Source organism: Nonomuraea sp. NPDC049655, from assembly GCF_044465465.1.
Classification (GTDB): domain Bacteria; phylum Actinomycetota; class Actinomycetes; order Streptosporangiales; family Streptosporangiaceae; genus Nonomuraea.
In genome coordinates this window covers 255328-276101 of sequence record NZ_JBITLS010000017.1, presented here as the reverse complement: position 1 = coordinate 276101, position 20774 = coordinate 255328, and the positions used below count along the sequence as shown (strand labels likewise).

The window sequence follows — 20774 nt, the reverse complement described above, 5'->3', positions numbered from 1 at the left end:
CCCCGCTCAGAGGCGTTCATTTCGTCTTGCGTTCTTTCGTTGTGTCTTAATTCTTTCAGCCGTTCAAGTCTCTGTCAAATTGACCGGACTTGCTCGACCTGCTGGAATTAAGTCGCGCCCCGCTTCCGGGACAACCCCTCTAACTTACTCCCAAGCCCGACTCTTGTCGAATCGACCTTCCGTTGGACGCGAACGTCCGCCGGAGTGGCAGTGTCTGGAGGTGGCCCCCGAGTGAGGTCGGCGATCAACGCCTTCCTCGTGGGACTGGTGAACTCTATGTACGGTCCCCAGAACCGTCAAATCGGCGACCCGCCACGCGTCGGGAAGACATGGTGGGTAGGTATTCCGGCGTGCGAGATCAATCCGTGCCGAGAGCACTCATCCTCCTGGTGGGCATCGCCGGCGCGGTGATCGCTCTGTTCGGGCTGCGCGAGGTCAATTCCATCGTCGGGCCCGTCGTGCTGGCGCTCGTGCTGGTCATCGCCGTGGCGCCGGTGCGGAGCTGGCTGTCGGCGCGGCGGGCGCCCATCTGGGTGCAGGTCGCCGTGCCGTTCCTGATCGTGGTGCTGGTGCTGCTCGGCATGGTGGGGATCCTGACGATCTCCGTCACCCAGCTCGCCTCGCTGCTGCCGACGTACGCCAAACAGTTCGAGGAGCTGCTGGCGGCGTCGCAACACTGGGCCGGCACCCACGGTCTGGGCAACGACGTGCTGGCCAAGGCGGTGCAGGCGTTCGATCCCGGCCGGATGCTGGGGCTGGCGCAGAGCCTGCTCGGGAGCCTGATCGGCGTGCTGTCGAGCCTGTTCCTGATCGTGGTGCTGTTGCTGGCGATGTGCCTCGACGCGCCGGTGACGGCGCGGATCCTCACCACCGGCGAGGGGAACCGTCCGCAGCTGGTGACGGCGCTGGCGACGTTCGCGCACAAGACGCGGCGGTATCTCATCGTCTCGACCGTCTTCGGGCTGATCGACGCGGTTCTCGACGTCATCGTGCTGTCGTTGTTGGACGTGCCGTTGCCGCTGTTGTGGGGGGTGCTGGCGTTGATCGCCAACTACATCCCGAACATCGGGTTCGTCATCGGGCTGCTGCCGCCCGCCCTGCTGGCCCTCCTGCACGGCGGCGTCAAGACGATGGTGCTGGTCGTCGTGGCCTACATCGTCATCAACGTGGTCACGCAGTCGTTCATCATGCCGAAGTTCCTGGGGGACGCGGTGGGGCTCTCGACCACGATGACGTTCCTGTCGCTGATCGTGTGGACGTTCATGCTGGGGCCGCTCGGCGCGATCCTGGCGATCCCGCTCAGCCTGCTGGCGCGGGCGGTGCTGATCGACAGCGACCCGAGCGCGAAGTGGGTGCAGGCGCTGGTGTCAGGGAAGATGCCGGACGGGTGAGAGCAGGCGGCCCAGCGGGACGCCGCTCAGCCGTTTCACGTCGTGGGACAGGTGGGCCTGGTCGGCGTAGCCGGCGCGGACCGCCGCCTCCGCCGCCGGCACGCCCGCGCGGGCCAGGGTGAGCGCGCGCTGGAAGCGGACGACGCGCTGGAGGGTCTTGGGCGAGTAGCCGAAGGAGGCGACGCTGCGGCGGTGGAGCTGGCGTTCGCTGAGGCCGATGGCCCAGGCGACGTCGCGCACGCTGCGGCCCATGCGCAGCGCCCCGGCGATGGCGGGCGCGGCCGGGTCGGGGGCGGGGGTCTCGCGCAGGCGGGTCAGGACGGCGGCGCGCATGGCCGCGAGCCGCGCCGCCGGGTCGGGCGCGAGGGGCGCGTCGGACAGCAGCGGGGACGCGACGGCGAGGGCGGGCAGGGCGGCGAGCGGGACGCGGCGGTCGCGCAGCTCGTGGACCGGGACGCCGAAGACGGCGCCCGCCGCGCCGGGCTTGAAGCGGATGCCGACGTAGGCGTCGCCCGCCGCCATCGGGGTGGGCACCGGGCCGGTGTCGGGGCCGGCCACGAAGAGGCCGCCGGGCCCCCAGACGAGGTCGAGACAGGCGTCGGGCACCACGAGCTGCGTGGTGTCGCCCTCGCTGACCTGCTGCCACACGCAGGCGACACGGCCGGAAAGAGCGTCGCCCGGGTGCCGTTCCGCGTACATGCCTCCAAGGTACGCGACCCCGCCGACAGAATCCGTTCAGGCGGGCAGGCGGCCGTACGCGCGCAGGGTCTGCAGGCGTGCCACGGTCAGGTAGCCCGCCCATTCGTGGGCGACCAGCGGGGTCCAGGTGTTCCAGTTCGGCTGCCAGCCGCCTTCCGGGGACTGGGCGGCGGCCATGGCGTCCAGGTGGGGGTCGAGGGTGGCGGCGTCGAAGAGGGGCAGGGCCGACGGCGCGGGCGCGAAGTCGAGGGGGTGGTGGACCGCGCCTTCGGCGTGCGGGTCGAAGGTGACCGTGGCCAGGACGGCCTCGCGCAGCCGGTCGAACTCGGCGACCGCGCGCTCCCGGTCGGGGACGTGTTCGAGGAACACGAGCAGGGCGCGGGCCTCGTACGGGGTGGTCCGCGTGAGCTGGGCGACGCGCGACCAGCAGAAGTCGGTGGCGGGCCCGAGCCAGGGGTGGGTGACGCCGTGCTTGTGCAGCAGCCCGGCGAGCGCGGCGGTGGGGTTGAGGTCGCCGGGCGGGTCGTCGGGGGCCTGCCACCAGGGCGCGCGCGGCGTGTCGCGGACGGACGGCAGCACGAACGGCACCCCGCCCCCGGCGGCCGTGATGCCCGCCAGGTAGTCGCAGGCGGCAGCGACCATCGGCGAGTCGAAGGCGTCGAGCTCGTCGAGGATCCAGAAGGCGACCTCGACCGGTTGCGGCTGGCTGCCGGCGCCGCGCAGGTCGGGCTCCAGGGCGTTGCCGAAGCCGCCGTCGGCGTTCTGGTAGCAGCGCAGGGCGTCGAGGACGCGGGCGCGGGAGCCGCCCGCGAACAGCGCCTCGAATCTCAGTCTGTCGATGAGCCTGCCGTGGAGTCGCAGGAACTGTGCCGCTCGGTCGAGTGTGTCCATGTCCGCTTCCGTAGAGAGAGCCGTGTCCTGCGACGTTACCGCCGGGGGCGCGGACGGCTCTTGTCGGAATCGGACGCGTCGGCGGGTCACTTCATGAAGAAGACCGGGCCGCGCGGCCGGAAGGGCAGCGGCGCGCCCTGGGGCACCAGGAAGGCGTGCTCGCGGCGGATGCGCAGCACGTCGCACTGCCCGTCGGTGATCAGCAGGATGGGGCCGTCGGGCGGGAAGTCGTCGGCGCGTTCGAGCAGCTTGACGCCGGGCTGGAGGATCGTGCCGCCGCGGCCGCGCACCCTGACCCGGCCGGCGATCTCCTCGACCGGCAGGTAGCCGGCGTCGTAGGCGGTGGCGTCGCAGAAGACGACCCTGGCCCGGGGCACGTCGCGGGCGGCGGCGTAGGAGGCGATGGCTCCGAGTGCCTTGCCGAGCAGCTTGACGTCCATGGAGCCGGAGGTGTCGAGGACGACGCCGAACGTCTTCCTGCGGACGACCTCCTCGGGCCGTACCCGGCCGGGGCGCGGGATGCCGGGGCTGGCGGCCTGGCGGCGGGAGGCGCGGGCGTACGAGCGGCGCGACTCCTCGGGCCGGAAGTGCTCGTCGAACCAGCGGGCGAGCTGGGCGTCCCAGGGCAGGGGCGGCTGTTCGAGCGCGCGGATCTCCTGTTCGAGCCCGGCGGGCAGCAGGCCGCGTCCGCTGGAGTGGTGGTAGGCCAGGCCGGTGCACAGGGCGTTGCGGTAGTAGTCGTCGAGGTCGACGTGGCCGCGGGCCTGGCGTGCCGGGCGGTCGAGCACGTCGCCCATGCCCCGGCCGCGCAGGGTGGCCAGCTTGCGCATGCGCCGCAGGTCGCCGGCGATCTGGTCGTAGACGGCCTCGGCGGACAGCGTGCCGAGCGACTGGTCGAACAGCAGCCCTTCGGGCATCTCGCCGACGCCCATCTCGACCAGCCAGCCGTTGATCACGTAGTCGCAGGCGACGTTCCACAGGTACGGGTCGCGCATGCCGGCTCGTTCGCCGTGCCGCAGGGCGGCGTGCAGCATCTCGTGGGCGAGCACGAAACGCCATTCGTGCTCGGTGTGCGTGGCCAGCGGGTTGACGTAGATCTCGGCCGCCTCGGCGCTGACGGCGGCGATCGAGATGTCCCAGGCCCTGGCGAGCTCGGCGTCCGCGACGATCTTCATGCCCGCGGCCAGCGCGCCGAGCAGCGGGTACGACGACATGAACCAGCGCAGGGCGCCGTCCCAGGGGCCCTTGACGTGGCCTTCGGCGGGGGTGCGCGGCGCGCCGGCCCGGTCGAGCGCGGACGTGGCGGACCAGGCGACGCCGATCGCGAAGCCGCGCTGGAAGTCGAAGTGCGCGGCGTCCTGCTCGGTGCCGATGTGGAAGTCGGCCGGGCCGAGCGGCTGGAACGGGGGCGGGACGCTGGCCCTGCGCCACCGTTCGGAGAGCGTCACCTCGTCCTCCTCGGGCAGTTCGGCGGGCAGCGGCGCGGGGCAGTGTCCGATCTTGACGGTGCGCAGGAATCGGTCGACCGCCAGGCAGCAGGCCGCGTGGTAGGCCGGGTCGGGCAGGTCGCCGTCGACGTCCTTGGGGGCGCAGGCGCGCGGGTCGGCGTGGCCGAAGCCCAGGTGGAGCAGCAGGTGGGCGAAGACCCATGCCCACTCCTCGGCGGGGGCGCGGCGCTTGGGGTGGAAGGTGACGTCGCCGTCCTCGCTGACGACGGCCCACGTCTCGGGCGGCAGCCGGCCGTCGGCCGCCTCCAGCAGGGTGCCGTGCAGGCCGGCGAACAGCGGGTGGCGGTTGACGGCGGCCCAGCCGTTCATGACCTCGGCCCGCCAGGGGTCGGCCTTGGGCTTGCGGCGGCTCACGAGCGGGCCGCCATGAGCCGGGGCACGTCCCTGCCGATCTCGACGAGGAACCAGGTGGGCAGCGCGGGCGCGCCGTCGGCGTCGTTGGCGATGACGAGCTGGGCGCATTCGAGGGAGATCTCGGCCAGCTCGACGAGCAGGGTCTTGGCGCGGAAGCCGAGGTCGCGGCCGCGGGCCGAGGCGCCGCGCTTGTCGGCGGGCAGCTCCTTGATCAGGCGGGCGCGGAAGGTCTCGGCCAGGAAGTAGAGCAGGTCGCGCTCCTCGGGGCGGCGCGGCCAGGGCGCCTCGCCCTTGAGCACGGCGTCGAGGTCGTAGGCGTGCCGGACGGTCCTGACGTAGGCGCGGAAGGCGGAGGCGTGGGCGGTGGTGAGGGTGCCGAAGGCGAGCATCGCGAGCGTCTCGTCGCCGACGTCGTCGCCGTAGGAGGTGAGCACGTCGGAGAGCATGTGCCAGGCGCGCGGCGAGGAGAACGGCTCCTCGGTCTTGGGCGGCGGGCTCCACAGGTGGTCGGGGCGCTGGACGAGGTAGTCGACGATCCAGGGGTGGATGCCGCTGGACGCCGCCCACTTCACCCAGTCGTCGGCCGAGGCGCGCAGGTGCACGTGGACCAGGCGGTTGATCAGGGCCGAGGCCATCGGACGGGCCAGCGCGTTGTCGGTGGCCCGGTTGCCGGCGCCGATCACGACCGAGCCGGCGGGCAGCTCGTACGTGCCGATGCGGCGGTCGAGGATCAGCGAGTAGAACGCCTTCTGCACCTCGGGCGCGGAGGCGTTGAGCTCGTCGAGGAACAGGCAGTAGGGCTCGTCGCGGGCGATGGACTCCGGCGGCGCGAACCGGCTGCGCCCGCCGACCAGCTCGGGCACGCCGATCAGGTCTTCGGGGGCGAGCTGGGTGCCGAGCAGGGTCACGCAGTCGAGGCCGAGGGAGCCGGCGAACTCGCGTACCAGCGAGCTCTTGCCGATGCCGGGCGCGCCCCACAGGAAGACCGGGCGGACCACGGCGACGTGCAGCAGCACCTCCGGAAGCTGCGCCGGGGTGACGGTGACCGTTGCCTGCATGCGTCCAAGGGTGACGAATCGGGCGTGCCCGCGCATCACATTTAATCGTTTGCCCTGGTGGCGCCGTCCGGCCTACTGTCGGCGCCATGTGTTCCATGTTCTGCACCGTGTTCATCCGCATCCGCCGCGGCCGGGCTCTGGCCCGCTAGCGGACGGCTGACACCGCGCGTCCGCCGGCGCGCCCGGGGCCCTTCGAGACCTGTTCATCTCGAGGACCCGAAAGGGCAGTGCTGTGGCGCAGAACTTCGCGCACGGAAACTATTCACACACCCAGAAGAACGTCAGGAACGGCGGCGGCGGTCGCACGCCCGCCGACCGGCTCAGGCGCGAGCTCTCGCAGAACTTCCTGGCCGACCGGCATGCCGTGGAGCTGATGGTCAAGGCGGCGGCGCCGGAGGGGCTGGTGCTCGAACCCGGCTCCGGGCCGGGGGTGCTCACGCTGGCGCTGGCCGAGGCCGGTGCGCGGGTGGTCGGCTACGAGCTCGATCCCCGGCTCGCCGGGCGGCTGGCCTCGCGTACGCGCGACGATCCGCGGATCGAGGTGGTCAGGGGTGACTTCACGGCCGCGCGGGCGCCGCGTGAGCCGTTCGCGGTCGTGGGCAACATCCCGTACTCGATCACGTCGAGGATCGTCGACTGGTGCCTGCGGGCGCGGGAGCTGACCTCGGCGACGCTGCTCACCCAGCGGGAGTACGCGCGCAAGCGCACCGGCGACTACGGCCGGTGGAGCCTGGTCACGGTGTCGTCGTGGCCGTGGTTCGACTGGCGGCTCGGCGACACGATCGGCAGGGAGAGCTTCCGTCCCGTGCCGTCGGTGGACTCGGCGATCCTGCGCGTGCGACGGCGGCCCGAACCGCTGGTGAGCGACCGCGGGAGCTACCTGGAGCTGGTCGAGCTGGGCTTCGGCGGGGTCGGCGGCTCGGTGCGCGCCTCCCTGCGCCCGCGCTACCGGGGGGTGGACGCGGCGCTCGGCGAGGCGGGCGTGCCCCGCGACGCCGTCGTGGGGCACGTGCACCCGGACCAGTGGGTGCGCCTGTGGCGACGGCTAGAGCGCCGTTGAGGCGACCTTCGGCGGGACGGCGGCGACTCTGTCCTGGGCCGTCGACACGCGACGGGCCCAGGGCATCGCCAGCAGCAGCACCGGCAGCAGCACGATGGAGGCCCGTGACCAGTCGCGGTGGAGGTACCACCAGTCGTTGACGCTGAACTGCGTCATGTACAGGTAGCCGAAGGCGGCCCAGAAGGAGGTGCCGATGATGGCCGGCCAGGCCCACCTGGTCGGCCTGGCCACCAGGAACGGCATGAACCACAGCAGGTACTGGGCGCCGAGGCGGGGCGTCACGACCATGAAGATCAGCAGGATGGCCGTGGTCAGGTCGATCGGGTCGGCCCGCCGCCACAGCAGCAGGACGCCGACGACGCTGATGTAGATGAGCTTCGTGCCGAACGAGGCCAGCCCCGGCATCAGGGCCCAGTCGCCGCCGGTGAACCACGGGGTGTAACCCCATTCGCCGACGATCGGACGGATGTCCTGGATGGTACGGATGACGGCCGGGATCTCGTCGAGCGTGGTGCCCGCGAAGATCGGCGAGGTGACCAGGAAGAACACCGGGACGATGCCCGTCATGACGAGCGCGGCGATCCTGGCCCGCAGGTGGGGCAGGAGCAGCAGCATGCCGGGGATCAGCCAGATCGGCCAGCTCTTGGCGCACAGCGCGAGGCCCATGAGCAGCCCGGCCAGCATGGCGCGCCGCAGGTCGGCGCGGTCGTCGGAGCCGGGCATGAGGGCGCGGCGCAGCGTGGCGACAGGGCGGCGCGCCACGGCGCCGAGGACGGCGGCGTCGATGGCCACGCCGGGACGGTCGGGTGCGCCGGGCCCGCGGGCCACCACGAACGCGGCCACGCCGAACACGAGCGCGACCGGCTCGACCTGGCCGTGGACGCTGGCGATGAGCACGGCCAGCGGGTTGAACGCGTACTGGAGGGCGCGCAGGGACGCCTTGGGGCCGCCGGCCAGCTTGCCGACCAGCGGGATCAGCACGATGTCGGCGACGACGGTGACCAGGCGGCCGGCGTACTCCCACGGGATGCCGAGCCACAGCAGGATGCCGTAGACGTAGGGGATGGTCGGCAGGAAGTGCCAGCCGCCCTCGCTGGCCAGCACCGGGTCCTTGCCCTGTAGCACCGCCTCGCCGGCGGGCTTGAAGCTCTCCATGAAGTCCACGGGTTGCCATGAGTCGATCGCCGAGGTGTACATGATCAGCACGCGGACGGCGATGCCGACGAGCACGGCGACGTAGAGGGGCGGACGCCAGTCGCGCCACTGCGCGACGAGGGCGAGGACGACACCGGTGACGAGGACGACCCCCGTGAGAACTGCGTAATCCATGGCGGCCCCTAGCCTGCCGTAACAATCTGAGTGCCGCCACCTGGGCTTCCAATTCTTATCCCCGACATGCGGACACGTAACGCGATAGAACATGACTGTCTGTGTTGAACTTTTTCCATGGGGGGATCGCAGGTCAACCAGGCACTGGTCAGGCTCTATTTCGAGGTGAGGGACGGGGTCCGTGACCCGGTCGCGGCCTGGGCGAAACTCACAGGCAACTCTCAGGTCTACCAGGCGCGGCGCGGGGAGCGGCGCGTGCCGCTGGACGACGCCACGGCGGCCGAGCTGGCGGCGGCGGCGATCGTGCACACGGCGTCGGAGCACGGCGCGGACCGGGTGGCGGCGCTGGCGACGTCGCCGCTGGCGGGCGTGGTGGACGGGCTGGGCGGCGCGCTGCTGACCGAGCATCCGTGCGCGTCGGAGCAGGTGCTCGGGCCGCGGTTCACGGGGCCGGGGGCCGAGGACTGGGCGCGGGCGGCGTACGTGCTGCTGTGGGGGGAGAACAACCGGCTGGCCCGGACGGCGGACACGCCGTGGGTGATCGCCGGGCGGTACAAGGGCCAGAAGGTGGTGGCGATCGGCACCCATCCGACCCGGTTGTCGGACGAGACGCTGGTCGTGCGGCCGGGCACGGACGGCGCGCTGGCGATGGCGATGGGGCACGTGCTGCTGAAGGAGTTCTTCCTGGACCGGCCGCCGTTCGCCGCGCACGCGATGGAGCGGACGGACCTGCCGTTCCTGGTGCGGCTGCGCGAGCGCGAGGACGCGTACGTGCCGGGCGGGCTGCTCGGCCGGGCCTGCGACCGGCTCAGCGTGTACGGCGGCGAGGCGGTGCAGGTGCTGCTGCCGCGCTTCGACTTCGGGCCGGGCGTGCTGCGGCGCGGCGTGCCGGTCGTCAGGGACGGCGGCGAGCTGGTGACCACGGTGTTCGACCTGCTGCTGGCCGCCTACGGCGTGGCGCGGGAGGGGCTGCCGGGGGTGTGGCCGCAGGGGTACGAGGACCGGGAGCCGTACACGCCGGGCTGGCAGGAGATCTACACCGGGGTGGCCGCCTCGCGGACCGTGAAGACGGCGCGGGAGCTGGGCGTGACGGCGGAGAAGACCGGCGGGCGGTGCATGATCGTGCCGGGCCGGCTGGAGACGCCGCACGCCGACACCGCCTACCGGGCGATGCTGGCGCTGCTGGTGCTGACCGGGTGCGGCAGCGGGTGGGCGCAGCCGGCGGGCGGCGCGGGGATCCCGCTGGTGCCGTACCTGTGCCTGCACGCCTGCGGCGAGGACCGCGCCGACGTGGGCGCGCTGAGCTGGGCCCTGTGCGAGGGCCTGTTCGCGCGCCGCACGTCGCGGTCGGTGCTGCTGGAGGCGGTGCGCGACGGGTGGCCGATGGCTCCCTCGCCGCGCGTGCTGGCCATCCCCCGGCCGATCTACCCGCTGCCGCCGGAGGTCGACCTGCTCATCGGCCCCGACGAGCAGTGCGACCTCGCGCCGCCGGACGCGGGCCTGGTGGCCGAGGCGGTGGCCCGGCTGGCCGGGCGGACGTCCCGGGCGGACCCGGACGGCACTCCGGCGGACGGGCGCATGCGCGTGATGGTCGACCACGCCTGGATGCACGAGTACGGCGAGGCGCTGCCGACCTACCGTCCGCCGGGGTTGGGGGTGCCGCTCAAGCCCACCCAGCTCGTCCGGCCGTTCACAGGCCGTTGAGGTAGGCCCGGTGGCTCCTTGAGAACTCGAAGGCGTTGTACCTGTCCCAGTTGATCGACCAGGTCATCAGGCCGCGCAGGTTCGGGTAGACGCCGCGGGGCCGGTAGCTGCCGCAGTTGCTGCCCTTGGCCAGGCAGTCGAACGCCTTCTGGACCTCGGCGACGGTGGTGAACCCGTTGCCCGCGTTGGGCGAGGCGGGCAGGCCGATGGCCACCTGGTCCTGGCGCAGCGGCGGGAACACGTTGTTCGGGTTGCCCATGATCGGGAAGCCGGCCAGCAGCATGTCCGTCATGGCGACGTGGAAGTCGTGGCCGCCCATCGTGTGGTACTGGTTGTCCAGGCCGGTGATCGGGCCGGAGTTGTAGTCCTGCACGTGCAGCAGGGTCAGGTCGTCGCGCAGGGCGTGGATGACCGGCAGGTAGGAGGCGGCCCTGCTGTCGGCCGAGCCGTTCGGGCCGGGGCCGTAGAACTGGTAGCCGAGCTGCACGAAGAACGTCTCGGGCGCCATGGTGAGCACGAACTTGGCGCCGTAGCGGCTCTTGAGCGCGCGCAGCGCGGAGATCAGGTTGACGACGACGGGCGTGGTGGGGCCGGCCAGGTTCGTGTCGCCCTGGTTGAGGTAGAGGGAGTGGCCCTCGAAGTCCACGTCGAGGCCGTCCAGGCCGTACCTGTCGATGATGGCCGCGACCGACTCGACGAACTTGTCCCTGGCGGCCGTGGTGGTGAGCTGCACCTGGCCGTTCTGGCCGCCGATGGAGATGAGCACCTTCTTGCCCTGGGCCTGCTTGGCCTTGATGGCGGCGACGAAGTCCGCCTCGGGTTCGACGTTCGGGCACTCGGCGACCGGGCACTGGCGGAAGCGGATGTCGCCGGAGGTGACCGAGGTGGGCTCGCCGAAGGCGAGGTTGATGACGTCCCATTCGGCGGGCACGTCGGCCATGCGGATGTAGCCGGAGCCGTTGGCGAAGGAGGCGTGCAGGTAGCCGACCAGGACGCGTTTGGGCAGTCCGCCTCCCCCGCCGCCGCCCGCGGTCGTGGTGCCGGTGGCCTCGGCGGTGTAGGGCGAGCAGTTGCCGGCGGCGTCGCAGGCGCGGACCTTGAAGCGGTAGGAGGTGGAGGCGGCCAGGCCGGTGGCGGTGTGGCTGGTGGCGGTCACGGCGACCGGGGCGACGCCGTCGCGGGAGACCTCGTACCGGTCCACGCCGACGTTGTCGGTGGCGGCCGACCAGGTGGCGGTGAGCGAGCTGCTCGTCGCGCCGCCCACGGTCAGGTTGCCGGGGACGGTGGGAGCCTGGGTGTCGCCGCCGCCTCCGCCGCCGGGCGCGCCGTCCAGGACGACGTCGTCGGCGAGGTAGGCGCTCTGGCCGTACCAGGAGTTGAGGTAGACGGTCACGGACGTGGTGGCGGCGCCGGTGGTGAACGTGGTGCGCAGCTGCGTCCAGGCCGAGCCGGGCGAGCCCCACGTCTGGGGGTCGGTGCCGCCGGTGCCGGTCGCGCCGAGGAAGACGTAGCCGCCCTGCACCCAGGCCGACAGCGTGTACGACGACGACGGCTGCACCTTGATCTGCTGCTGGCAGCGGGCGAGGTCGGCCCCCGCCGGGGTGGCCTTGAGCGCCTTCGTCCCGCCGTGGACGGGCGAGGTGACGGCCGCGGCCCCGGCGGAGGAGCTGCAGGTCCAGCCGGTCAGCCCGTCCTCGAAGCCGGGGTTGGACAGGATGTTCGCGGCGGCGGCCGGGGTGGCGTGCAGGACGGTGAGTCCCAGTGCGGCCAGGGCCGTGGCCGCCAGTCCGCGCAGTGTCGTGCGGGGTCTCATGCGGGTCCTTTCGGGGGGTGCGGACCGCGCGCCGGTGCGGCCCGCCACCGGAGGGTGGCGGGCCGCCTCAGCGGGTCAGAAGCCAGCGGTGATCTTGGTGAACTCCCAGTTGTCCTGGGCGATGCCGCTGCAGTTCTCCGCGACGCCGCCGCCGGGGCAGGGGCGGTCGCGGTTGACCGACCAGAAGGCGAGCCTGGTCAGGCCGTGGGAGTTGGCGTAGTCGCGGATCTGGGTCCAGGTGCTCTGGTTGGTGAGCTCCTGCTGGTCGGACAGGCCGTTCATGCCGGAGATGCCCATGTGGGCGTACGCCTGGGCGTCGGTCCAGCCCTGGGCGGTCTTCAGGGCGTTCTTGAGCCCTTCGGCCGCGTTGACGGTGTTCTGGTACATGTTGGCGCCGCCGCCGAAGTCGAACGGCATGATCGTGTAGTTGTCGATCGGCACCGCCAGTTCCTTGGCGCGGTTGATCAGGCGGGTGCCGTAGTAGGTCGGGCCGGTGGTCGCGGTGCCGAAGGTGACGGCGATCTTGACGTTCGGGTTGGCCGCCTTGACGATCTTGAGGGCGTTCAGGATGCGGTCCTGGACGGTCAGGTTCTCGAACTCGTCGGTGTTCTCGATGTCGAAGTCCACCACGGCCGGGCCGACGGCGTTGATGACCTTCTGCACCGCGCCGGCGAACAGTTCGGGCGTGGAGCAGTTCGGGCCGAGCTTGTTGCCCTGCCAGCCGCCGAAGGACACCTGCACGCTGCCGCCGGCCGCCTTGATGGCCGAGATGGCCTGCGCGTCCTGGCCGCCGGTCAGCGGGCGCTGCCCGTCCCAGGCCGGGTTGCAGCCGTTGCTGGCCAGGATGAAGGCCATCGTGAACGACTTGATGCCGGTCGCGCTCATCACCGTGGTGGGAGAGGGCGGGTCGCCCCAGCCGGTGTAGAGGTAGGGGGCGCCGGGCATCTTGCCGCCGGTCGGGCAGCCGGTCGTGGTCGCCGAGACGTCACGCCCGGCCGACTCGCCCACCGAGTTGTACGCCTTGACGGTGTAGGTGTGGCTCTGGCACGCGCTCAGCCCGGAGATCGTCGTGCTGGTCCCGGTGACCTCGGCCTTCTGGGTCGCGCCCTCGTAGACGCGGTACCCGGTCACCGTGCCGGAGGAGGCGCCCCACGACAGCGCGATGCTGGTGTCGGTCACGGTCGTGGTGACCGTGCCGGGCTGGCCGGGCGCGCCGGTGCCGCCGGGGGTGGTCACGCTGAGCGCGTTGCTGACGCCGGACAGGTTCCCCGCGGCGTCGCGGGCCCGGACGGTGTAGCTGTAGGTGGTCGAGGCCGTCAGCCCGTTGTCGGTGTACGTCGTGCCGGTCGCGGTGCCGACCTGGGTGCCGCCGCGGTAGACGTTGTAGCCGGTCACGCCGACGTTGTCGGTGGAGGCGTCCCAGGCCAGGCCGGCGCTGGTGGCGGTGACGGTGGTCGAGCGCAGGTTGCCGGGCACCGACGGCGGGGTGGGGTCGCCTCCGCCGCTGCCCTGCTTCCACAGCGCGGGCACGTTCGGCGGCTCCCAGCCGGGCTGGGAGGTGTGACCCTGGAGGGCCACGTAGTCCACGCCGTTGTAGGTGACGGCGGCGCCGGTGGCGTAGGCGGTCCACGGCGCCCAGGCGGCGGCCAGCTGCTGCTGGGCGGCGGCGCCGTAGGCGGTGGGGACGCCCGTGGCCAGGCCGGCCCCGGTGAGGGCGATGGCCAGGCCGGCCACCGAGCTGATCAGTCTGCTGCGTAATCTCATGGCATTCCCTGAAGGTGCGGCTTGACGGTCTTGGAGAAGGACCAGTTGTTGCTGGCGTCCCAGTTGATGGACCAGGTCATCGCGCCCCGGATGTCCGGGTAGGCGCGCGGCGGCACGAAGGATCCGCAACTGGTGCGCTTGGCCAGGCAGTCGAGCGCCTGGTTGACGAGGGAGGGCGAGACGACGCCGCCGCCCGCGGCGCCGGGACCGGCCGGCAGGCCCAGTGCCACCTGGTCGGGGCGCAGGCCGTTCTCCAGCTGGATGCAGGCCAGGGCGGTCATGAAGTTGACCGTCCCCTGCGAGTACGCCGCGGACTGGTCGCAGCCGAGCATGGAGCCCGAGTTGTAGTACTGCATGTTGACGACCGTGAGGATGTCCTTGATGTTCAGGGCGAGCTTGAAGTACTCCATCCCGGTCGACTGCATGTCGATGGTCTGCGGGGCCATCATGATGATCAGTCCGCTGCCGGCCTTCGCGCGCAGCGACCGCAGGGCCTGGCCCATGTAGGTGGCGTTGAGGCCGTTCTCCAGGTCGATGTCCACGCCGTCGAAGCCGTAGCTCTGCATCAGCGCGTACACCGTGTCGGCGAACTTCGTGGCGGCCGCGCCGCTGGAGACCTGCACGCGGCCGGCCTCGCCGCCGACCGACAGGATGACCTTCTTGCCGCGCTGGTGCAGGGCCTGCACGTCGGCCTTGAACTGGGCGTCGGTGTAGCCGCCGAGCGCGGTGGAAAGGCCCGGGTCGACCGAGAAGACGACCTCGCCCGCGGTGGAGGTGGCCTCGCCGAAGGCGACGGCGACGACGTCGTACTCGTTGGGCACGGCCGACAGCTTGAGCTCGGTCGCGGCGTTGACGAAGTTGTGCCAGTAGCCGGTCAGGAAGTGCTTGGGCAGCGGGTCGGTGGTGCAGCCCGGGGTGGTGAAGGTCGCGGGGTCGCTGGGCGGGCCGTCGCCGGCCGCGTTGGAAGCGGTGACCGTGACCGAGTACGAGGTGCAGGCGGTCAGGCCGGTGAGGGTGTGGGAGGTGCCGGTCACCGTGGCGACCTGGGAGCCATTGAGGCGGACCTGGTAGCCGGTGGCGCCGTTGACCGTCGGCCAGCCGAGCGTGGCGCCCGTCTGGGACGTGCCGGTCACGGTGATCGGGCCGGCCTTGCCGGGCACGCCGGTGCCGCAGCCCGTGGTGGTCGCGGTCACGGCGTCGCCGGCGGCCGACTCGCCCGCCGAGTTGTACGCCTTGACGGTGTAGGTGTGGCTCTGGCACGTCCCGAGGCCGGAGATCGTCGCCGTGGTGCCGGTGACGGTGGCCTTGACGGCGCCGCCTTCGTAGACGCGGTAGCCGGTCACCGTGCCCGTGGAGGCGCCCCAGGACAGGGCGATGCTGGTGTCGGTGCTGGTCGCGGTGGCCGTGCCGGGCTTGCCGGGGACCTCGACGGTCGTGCCGCCGCAGGAGGAGCCGTTCAGCGTGCAGCCGGTGATGCCGGGGAAGTTGCCGGGGGCGCCGTTGAAGCCGAAGCTCGTGCTCGCCCCGGCCGCCAGCGGTCCCGCCCAGCTCGGCGCGGTGAACGTGTAGTGCTGGCCGCTCCTGGTCAGGACCGCGTCCCAGGCGGACGGGATGGAGAACCCGGCCGGCACGTCGAACTGCACGTTCCAGACCAGGGGGGCGGTGGTGCCGTTGACGACGGTGACCTTGCCCTCGAAGCCGGACCCCCAGTCGGCGACCTTGACGAAGGTCGCGGTGGCGGCGGCGGCGTGGGCGGGCAGGGCCAGGAGACTCAGTGCGAGGGTCGCGAGCGCTAAGAAGATCGCGCGAAATCTCACTGTCGATTTCCGTTCTTCTGGCGTGCCGTACGGCTTGCACCGGGGGGTGAGAGCGCAAGCCGTACGGCACGGGCCCGTGGAGGTGAGACACGGGCCTTTTCGGGGGGTGTCGGCGCAGGCCGGTGGAAAAGCAGGCGCGCGCGGAGCTTGCAGCGGCAGTCAGGGCCGGTGCGTCCGGCCGGGCCGCGTGACCGCTCCAGCGGCTGGGAAGAGGTGGGGGGTGTGCACGCCCGCAGCACCGGGGGCGTGGCAAAGGGGGTCGTTCGGGCGGATGTCTCCGCAGCTCAGCAGCGAGTCATGCGGGCGGCGAGCGAGTCATGGGCCATCCGATCCATGATTTCTTTTAGGAAAGTTTCCTAAGAGTTGTCGCGATCGTAGCCTTGACACCCTGTGCTTACAAGACCCAATCACGTGACGGCCCGTGACGTGCCGAAACGCGGCGGCAACGGCGGCGCCCCCTCGCCCGGACCGGGGTCCGGACGAGGGGGCGCGGTGGTCGGGTCAGGGCTGCTGGGTGATCTTGACGTCGTCCACGCCCGCCTCCACCAGGGAGGCCCCGGAGGCGTCGGCCGCGTCGATGAGGATGCGGACCGTCTGGCCCGCGTAGGCGGTCAGGTCGGCCGTCGCCACGGCCCAGGCGCCGTTGCGGTTCGTGGCCGCGCCGGCCTGCTGGAACACGGTGGTCGTGGTGCCGCCGACCACGCGGACCCGGAAGTAGTCCGCGCTGGAGGCGTTGGAGCCGTGCGCCAGGTACCACGACAGCGACAGGCTCAGCGTGCCCGTCGAGGGCAGCGTGATCGGCGGCGACTGGATCGAGCTGACGCCGCCGTCGAGGTCGTAGTCACCGGCCGCGGCGCCCGCCAGGCGGCCGGTCACCAGGTCGTTCGTGCCGCTGACCGTGGTGCCGAGCTGCTTGGCGCCCGAGGAGGTGGTCGCCTCGGGGTCGCCGCGCTCCCACGCGCCCGTGGTGGCGGTGTCGGCGCCGGACGGGTTCGCCATCCAGCCGGTCGCCGTCTCGAACGTGTCGGACCAGACCGTCACCGGCGGCGTGCCGGTGCCGCAGTACTGCGACTCCTTGCCGATGATCCGGTAGACGCAGTCGGAGTACTCCAGGAAGCGCAGCACGGCCTCCTTGTTGCGGGTGGTCTGCGGGACGATCTGCTCGTCCGGCGGGTAGAAGCCGGGGCTCGCGCCGACCGGGTACATCTCGAACGTGAAGCTGAAGATCTTGTACTGGCCCCACATCCAGTCGTCGATCGTGCCGTCGGTGATGTAGAGGTCGCTGGACTGCTCGGGCGTGTAGCCGTTGGTGCCGGCCATGTTCTGGCCGAGGGTGGCGTGGGCGTCCCGGTCGTCCTGGGTCAGGCCGGGGGCGGTGTCGTTGTAGGTGTAGCCGTAGGGCCACAGGACCAGCTCGCTGTAGGTGTGCCAGTCGAGGTTCGTCCTGATCTGCTGCACGCCGCCGACGACCCGGCTGCGCACCCAGTCGGCCGCCGCCTTGACCTCGGGGGCCGACTCGGCGCTCGCGCCGCGGTAGGTCTCGCTGGAGGTCGAGCCCGAGGAGCCGCCGCAGCAGCCCCACTGGTAGGCCCAGTTGCGGTTGAGGTCGGTGCCGACCGCCGAGGAGCCGGAGTTCGGCTGCCGGTTCTTGCGCCAGGAACGGTAGGTGCCGCTGGCGATGTCGTACTCGCCGCCGTCCGGGTTGAGGTCCGGCATGATCCAGATCTCACGGGTGTTGACCAGGTTCGTGATCCTGGCGTCGGTGCCGTAGTTGTCGGCCAGCAGGTGCATGATGTACAGCGCCATCTCGACCGTGAGGTGCTCGCGGGCGTGCTGGTGGGCGGTGAACAGCACCTCGGGCTCGGCCTCGTCCGTGCCCACGTTGTCGCTGATCTTGACCAGGCGCATCGGCCGGCCCTCGTACGAGGTGCCGAACGTGCTCTGGCTCATGATCCCCGGATGGGCCGCGACCATGGTGTTGATCTCGGCCGTCATCTCCGCGTAGTTGTGGTAGCCGGAGTCCGACGGCGGGAAGTCGAACGTCCCGACGGCGTCCGGCGGCGCCGGGCGCGGGGCCTCCGTCACCCGGTAGCCGAGCCGCCTGATGGCCGCGATCTCCGCTCCCGTGGCGGTGACCAGCACCGAGTCCGCCTGCACGTCCTCGATGGCGGCGCCCGTCGCCGCCACGGCGCTGCGCTGCCGCGCGTCGGCCGGGCCGGAGACCCGGTACTGCTTGTTCGCCGGTGGTTCCGCGCCGGCCCCGGCGCCGGTCATGCCGGTCAGGCTGACCATGCCCAGGACCGCCAGCAGGATGAGTAATCGGCGTTTCACCTCGTCCTCCTCGCCCGCGCGGGACTGGGGGGTTTGACCCGCGCCTGAACTGAGAGTGAAGACGATGGGTGCCCTAGGAAAGGCCCAATTTTCCGTCGAACCGGATCAGGGCCTCTTCCAGCGGTTTCCTGGCGAGGTCAGGCACCTCGGCGTCGGGGGCGGCGTACCCGACGGGGAACAGGATGTAGGGCCGCTCGTTGGCCGGGCGTCCGCAGATCTCGCTGAGGAAGGCCATCGGGTTGGGGGTGTGGGTGAGCGTGGACAGGCCCATGGCGTGCAGGGCGGTGATGAACAGGCCGCAGGCGATGCCCACGCTCTCGTTGACGTAGTAGTGCTTGACCTTGCGGCCGCCGGGGCGCATGCCGTACTTCTCGGCGAAGCACACCACCAGCCACGGCACGACCTCCAGGTAGCCCTTGTCGGAGGTCGTCTCCAGCGGGGCCAGCGCCTCGCGCCACTCCTGCGGCAGCCTGCCGCCCTCGTAGTTGCGGCGTTCCTCCTCCTCGGCTGCCTCGCGGATGCGCCGCTTGACCTCCGGGTCGCCGATCACCACGAACTTCCACGGCTGCTGGTGCGCGCCCGACGGCGCGGTGTTGGCCGCCCGCACGGCCAGCTCGACGCACCGGTACGGCACCGGCTCGTCGCTGAAGAAGCGCACGCTGCGCCGCCGGTCGGCCAGCGCGTGGAACTCCTCCCCGCGCTTGATCATCTCGTCGGCGTCGTAACGTTCGGGCCGGTAGGGGACGAACGGAAACTGGTGCTCCATAAGATCCGCAGTCTCGGCACGACCGGCGGGTCTGACAACACCGCGCGCCGTATGCTGCCGATCTGACAGCCGAATCGGCTTTTGGGAGGCGAATATGCCGGCACGTCGCCGCGGGCTCGACGATCTGGACCTGCGCGTCCTGCGCCTGGTCGCCGACCGGCCGCGCAGCGGGCTGCTGGAGATCGCCCGGCTGCTCGGGGTGGCGCGGGGGACCGTACAGGCCAGGCTGGACCGGATGGCCGCGGACCGCGTGATCATCGACTACGGCCCGAACCTGTCCCCCGCCGCGCTCGGCTACCCGGTGCAGGCGTTCACCACCCTGGAGGTCGAGCAGGCCGCCCGCGAGCACATCTCCAGAACCCTGGAGTCCATCCCCGAGCTGCTCGAAGCCTGCATCGTGACCGGTCCTGGCGACGTCTGGTGCCGCGTCGCGGGCCGCGACAACGAGCACGTGCAGCGGGTGATCGACCGGATGCTGACGATCCCCGGCGTGCGCCGGAGCACCACCGTCATCGCGCTGTCGACCGTCGTGCCGCACCGGGTGCTGCCGCTGGCGGCGGCTGACAGGTAGGTGCCAGGCCGCTGCCAGCGCCCTCCGCGACCGTAGGGGGCATGACATACGCGATCGAAGCGGAAGGGCTCGTCAAGCGGTACGGCGACAAGACCGCGCTGGACGGCGTCGGCCTGCGGGTCAGGACCGGCACCGTGCTCGGCGTGCTCGGCCCCAACGGCGCGGGCAAGACCACCGCCGTCCGCATCCTGGCCACCCTCGCCGCCCCCGACGCCGGCCACGCCACGGTCGGCGGGCACGACGTCGTCACCCAGGCCCGCCGGGTCCGCGAGCTGATCGGCCTGACCGGCCAGTACGCCTCGGTCGACGAGAAGCTGACCGGCACCCAGAACCTCGTGCTCGTCGGCCGCCTGCTCGGCCTGTCCAGGGCGGCCGCCAGGGCCAGGGCCGCCGAGCTGCTGGCCAGGTTCGGCCTGGAGGAGGCGGCGGGCCGGGCGGCGGCCGGCTACTCGGGCGGCATGCGCCGCCGGCTGGACCTGGCGGTCAGCCTGGTCAGCCGGCCCCGGATCCTGTTCCTCGACGAGCCGACGACCGGCCTCGACCCGCGGGCCCGCGGCGACCTGTGGGACGTGGTCAGGGAACTGGTCGCGGACGGGGTGACGGTCCTGCTGACCACCCAGTACCTGGAGGAGGCCGACCAGCTCGCCGACGACCTGCTGGTCATCGACCGCGGCCGGGTGGCGGCGAGCGGCACGCCGGCCGAGCTCAAGTCGCTGGCCGGCGGCCACCGGCTGGACGTCCGGCCGCTGCACGCCGCCGACCTGGAGAAGGCCGGCTCGATCCTCGGCGCCACGGCCGTGGACGGGCTGCTCAGCGTGCCCGTGCACGACCTGGCCGCGCCGCTCGACCTGCTGAGGCGGCTGGACGACGCCGGGATCGTGCTGGCCGAGCACGCCCTGCGCCTGCCCTCACTCGACGACGTCTTCCGCACACTCACCGGAGCAAGCTCATGACCACCGCGCTCTCCCAAGGGCTGACGCTCGCCTGGCGCAGCCTGATCCCGTTGAAGAACAACCCCGGCCAGCTCGCCGGGCTGCTGCTCCAGCCCGTCTTCATGATCGTCATCTTCGTCTACCTGTTCGGCGGGGCGGCCGGCGGCGACCGGGCGGGGGCGGTGTCGTACATGCTGCCCGGCGTGCTCGTCCAGGTCGCGCTGATGGCGACGATCACGACGGGCATGAACCTGGCCACCGACATCGGCAACGGCGTGTTCGACCGGTTCAGGACGATGCCGATCGCCAGGTCGGCGCCGCTGGCCGGGCGCATCATGGCCGACCTGCTGACCCTGCTGATCACCATCGCCATGTCGCTGGCCGTGGGGTACGCCGTCGGCTTCCGCGTGCGGACCGATCCGCTGAGCGCGCTGGCCGGGATCGGCCTGGTGCTGCTCATGGTGACGGCGCTGAGCTGGGGGTCGGCCTGGATCGGGCTGGTGGCCAAGTCGGTCGCCTCGATGCAGGGCATCGCGACCGCCGTGCTGCTGCCGCTCACGTTCGGCAGCAGCGCCTTCATCCCCGCCACCGACCTGCCGGGCTGGCTGACCTGGTGGATGGGCGTCAACCCGGTCTCGCACCTGGCCGGCGCGCTGCGCGGGCTCCTGGTGGGCGGCCTGGCGGCGTCCGACGTGTGGATCACGCTCGGCTGGGCCGCCGCGCTGCTCGCCCTCTTCGCCCCCTTCGCCCTTCGTGCCTACAACAGGAAAGTGCGGTGACCGCGCC

At 71.8% G+C, this 20774-nt stretch carries 16 protein-coding genes; 6 read left to right on the top strand and 10 right to left on the bottom strand.

The window, feature by feature from the left end; translation table 11 throughout:
• Positions 1 to 365: 365 nt before the first annotated feature.
• On the top strand, positions 366 to 1391 hold the full coding sequence (locus ACIBQ6_RS43630) for an AI-2E family transporter (RefSeq protein ID WP_397218739.1): 1026 nt from the start codon (positions 366 to 368) through the stop codon (positions 1389 to 1391).
• Here ACIBQ6_RS43630 and ACIBQ6_RS43625 read toward each other — a convergent pair.
• The 4 genes from ACIBQ6_RS43625 to ACIBQ6_RS43610 form a co-directional block, all read right to left on the bottom strand.
• Positions 1368 to 2090, bottom strand: coding sequence for a DUF6597 domain-containing transcriptional factor (locus tag ACIBQ6_RS43625; protein ID WP_397218738.1), 723 nt, complete (start codon positions 2088 to 2090; stop codon positions 1368 to 1370). The two genes, ACIBQ6_RS43630 and ACIBQ6_RS43625, sit on opposite strands and share 24 nt — an antisense overlap.
• A 36-nt stretch (positions 2091 to 2126) precedes the next feature.
• Positions 2127 to 2981 carry a hypothetical protein gene (locus tag ACIBQ6_RS43620; protein ID WP_397218736.1) on the bottom strand — a complete coding sequence of 285 codons (855 nt, stop codon included), beginning with the start codon at positions 2979 to 2981 and terminating at the stop codon, positions 2127 to 2129.
• Between the two features lie 86 nt (positions 2982 to 3067).
• A complete protein-coding gene (locus tag ACIBQ6_RS43615) occupies positions 3068 to 4843 on the bottom strand; it encodes a hypothetical protein (protein WP_397218735.1) in 1776 nt (591 codons plus the stop codon).
• Complete coding sequence (locus ACIBQ6_RS43610; RefSeq protein ID WP_397218734.1) at positions 4840 to 5901, bottom strand: ATP-binding protein; 1062 nt, start codon at positions 5899 to 5901, stop codon at positions 4840 to 4842. The genes ACIBQ6_RS43615 and ACIBQ6_RS43610 overlap by 4 nt, the downstream gene beginning before the upstream one ends.
• 232 nt (positions 5902 to 6133) lie before the next feature.
• Between ACIBQ6_RS43610 and erm the strand changes: the two genes are divergently transcribed.
• Positions 6134 to 6961, top strand: a complete 828-nt coding sequence (gene erm / locus ACIBQ6_RS43605; RefSeq protein WP_397218732.1) for an ErmE/ErmH/ErmO/ErmR family 23S rRNA (adenine(2058)-N(6))-methyltransferase — start codon at positions 6134 to 6136, stop codon at positions 6959 to 6961.
• Here erm and ACIBQ6_RS43600 read toward each other — a convergent pair.
• Positions 6947 to 8290: a hypothetical protein gene (locus tag ACIBQ6_RS43600; RefSeq protein ID WP_358283873.1), complete on the bottom strand. Its 1344-nt coding sequence runs from the start codon at positions 8288 to 8290 to the stop codon at positions 6947 to 6949. The genes erm and ACIBQ6_RS43600 overlap by 15 nt on opposite strands.
• Before the next feature lie 117 nt (positions 8291 to 8407).
• Here ACIBQ6_RS43600 and ACIBQ6_RS43595 point away from each other — a divergent pair, with 117 nt between their 5' ends.
• Entirely contained in the window at positions 8408 to 9994 is a 1587-nt protein-coding gene (locus ACIBQ6_RS43595; protein ID WP_397218731.1) for a molybdopterin-dependent oxidoreductase, read from the top strand.
• Here ACIBQ6_RS43595 and ACIBQ6_RS43590 read toward each other — a convergent pair.
• The 5 genes from ACIBQ6_RS43590 to ACIBQ6_RS43570 form a co-directional block, all read right to left on the bottom strand.
• Positions 9981 to 11807: a chitinase gene (locus ACIBQ6_RS43590; RefSeq protein ID WP_397218730.1), complete on the bottom strand. Its 1827-nt coding sequence runs from the start codon at positions 11805 to 11807 to the stop codon at positions 9981 to 9983. The genes ACIBQ6_RS43595 and ACIBQ6_RS43590 overlap by 14 nt on opposite strands.
• Before the next feature lie 75 nt (positions 11808 to 11882).
• Complete coding sequence (locus tag ACIBQ6_RS43585; RefSeq protein ID WP_358283868.1) at positions 11883 to 13571, bottom strand: fibronectin type III domain-containing protein; 1689 nt, start codon at positions 13569 to 13571, stop codon at positions 11883 to 11885.
• On the bottom strand, positions 13568 to 15388 hold the full coding sequence (locus tag ACIBQ6_RS43580; protein WP_397218728.1) for a cellulose binding domain-containing protein: 1821 nt from the start codon (positions 15386 to 15388) through the stop codon (positions 13568 to 13570). Before ACIBQ6_RS43580 ends, ACIBQ6_RS43585 begins: the two co-directional genes overlap by 4 nt.
• A gap of 501 nt (positions 15389 to 15889) precedes the next feature.
• On the bottom strand, positions 15890 to 17719 hold the full coding sequence (locus tag ACIBQ6_RS43575) for a M14 family zinc carboxypeptidase (protein ID WP_397218727.1): 1830 nt from the start codon (positions 17717 to 17719) through the stop codon (positions 15890 to 15892).
• 73 nt (positions 17720 to 17792) lie between these two features.
• Positions 17793 to 18485 carry a nitroreductase family protein gene (locus ACIBQ6_RS43570; RefSeq protein ID WP_358283864.1) on the bottom strand — a complete coding sequence of 231 codons (693 nt, stop codon included), beginning with the start codon at positions 18483 to 18485 and terminating at the stop codon, positions 17793 to 17795.
• A gap of 94 nt (positions 18486 to 18579) precedes the next feature.
• On the opposite strand from ACIBQ6_RS43570, the gene ACIBQ6_RS43565 reads away from it, so the two are divergent.
• The 3 genes from ACIBQ6_RS43565 to ACIBQ6_RS43555 are packed head-to-tail and all read left to right on the top strand — an operon-like array spanning position 18580 to position 20767.
• On the top strand, positions 18580 to 19056 hold the full coding sequence (locus ACIBQ6_RS43565; RefSeq protein WP_358283862.1) for an Lrp/AsnC family transcriptional regulator: 477 nt from the start codon (positions 18580 to 18582) through the stop codon (positions 19054 to 19056).
• Between the two features lie 41 nt (positions 19057 to 19097).
• Positions 19098 to 20009: an ATP-binding cassette domain-containing protein gene (locus ACIBQ6_RS43560; RefSeq protein WP_397218726.1), complete on the top strand. Its 912-nt coding sequence runs from the start codon at positions 19098 to 19100 to the stop codon at positions 20007 to 20009.
• Entirely contained in the window at positions 20006 to 20767 is a 762-nt protein-coding gene (locus tag ACIBQ6_RS43555) for an ABC transporter permease (RefSeq protein WP_352350427.1), read from the top strand. The genes ACIBQ6_RS43560 and ACIBQ6_RS43555 overlap by 4 nt, the downstream gene beginning before the upstream one ends.
• Positions 20768 to 20774: the final 7 nt, after the last annotated feature.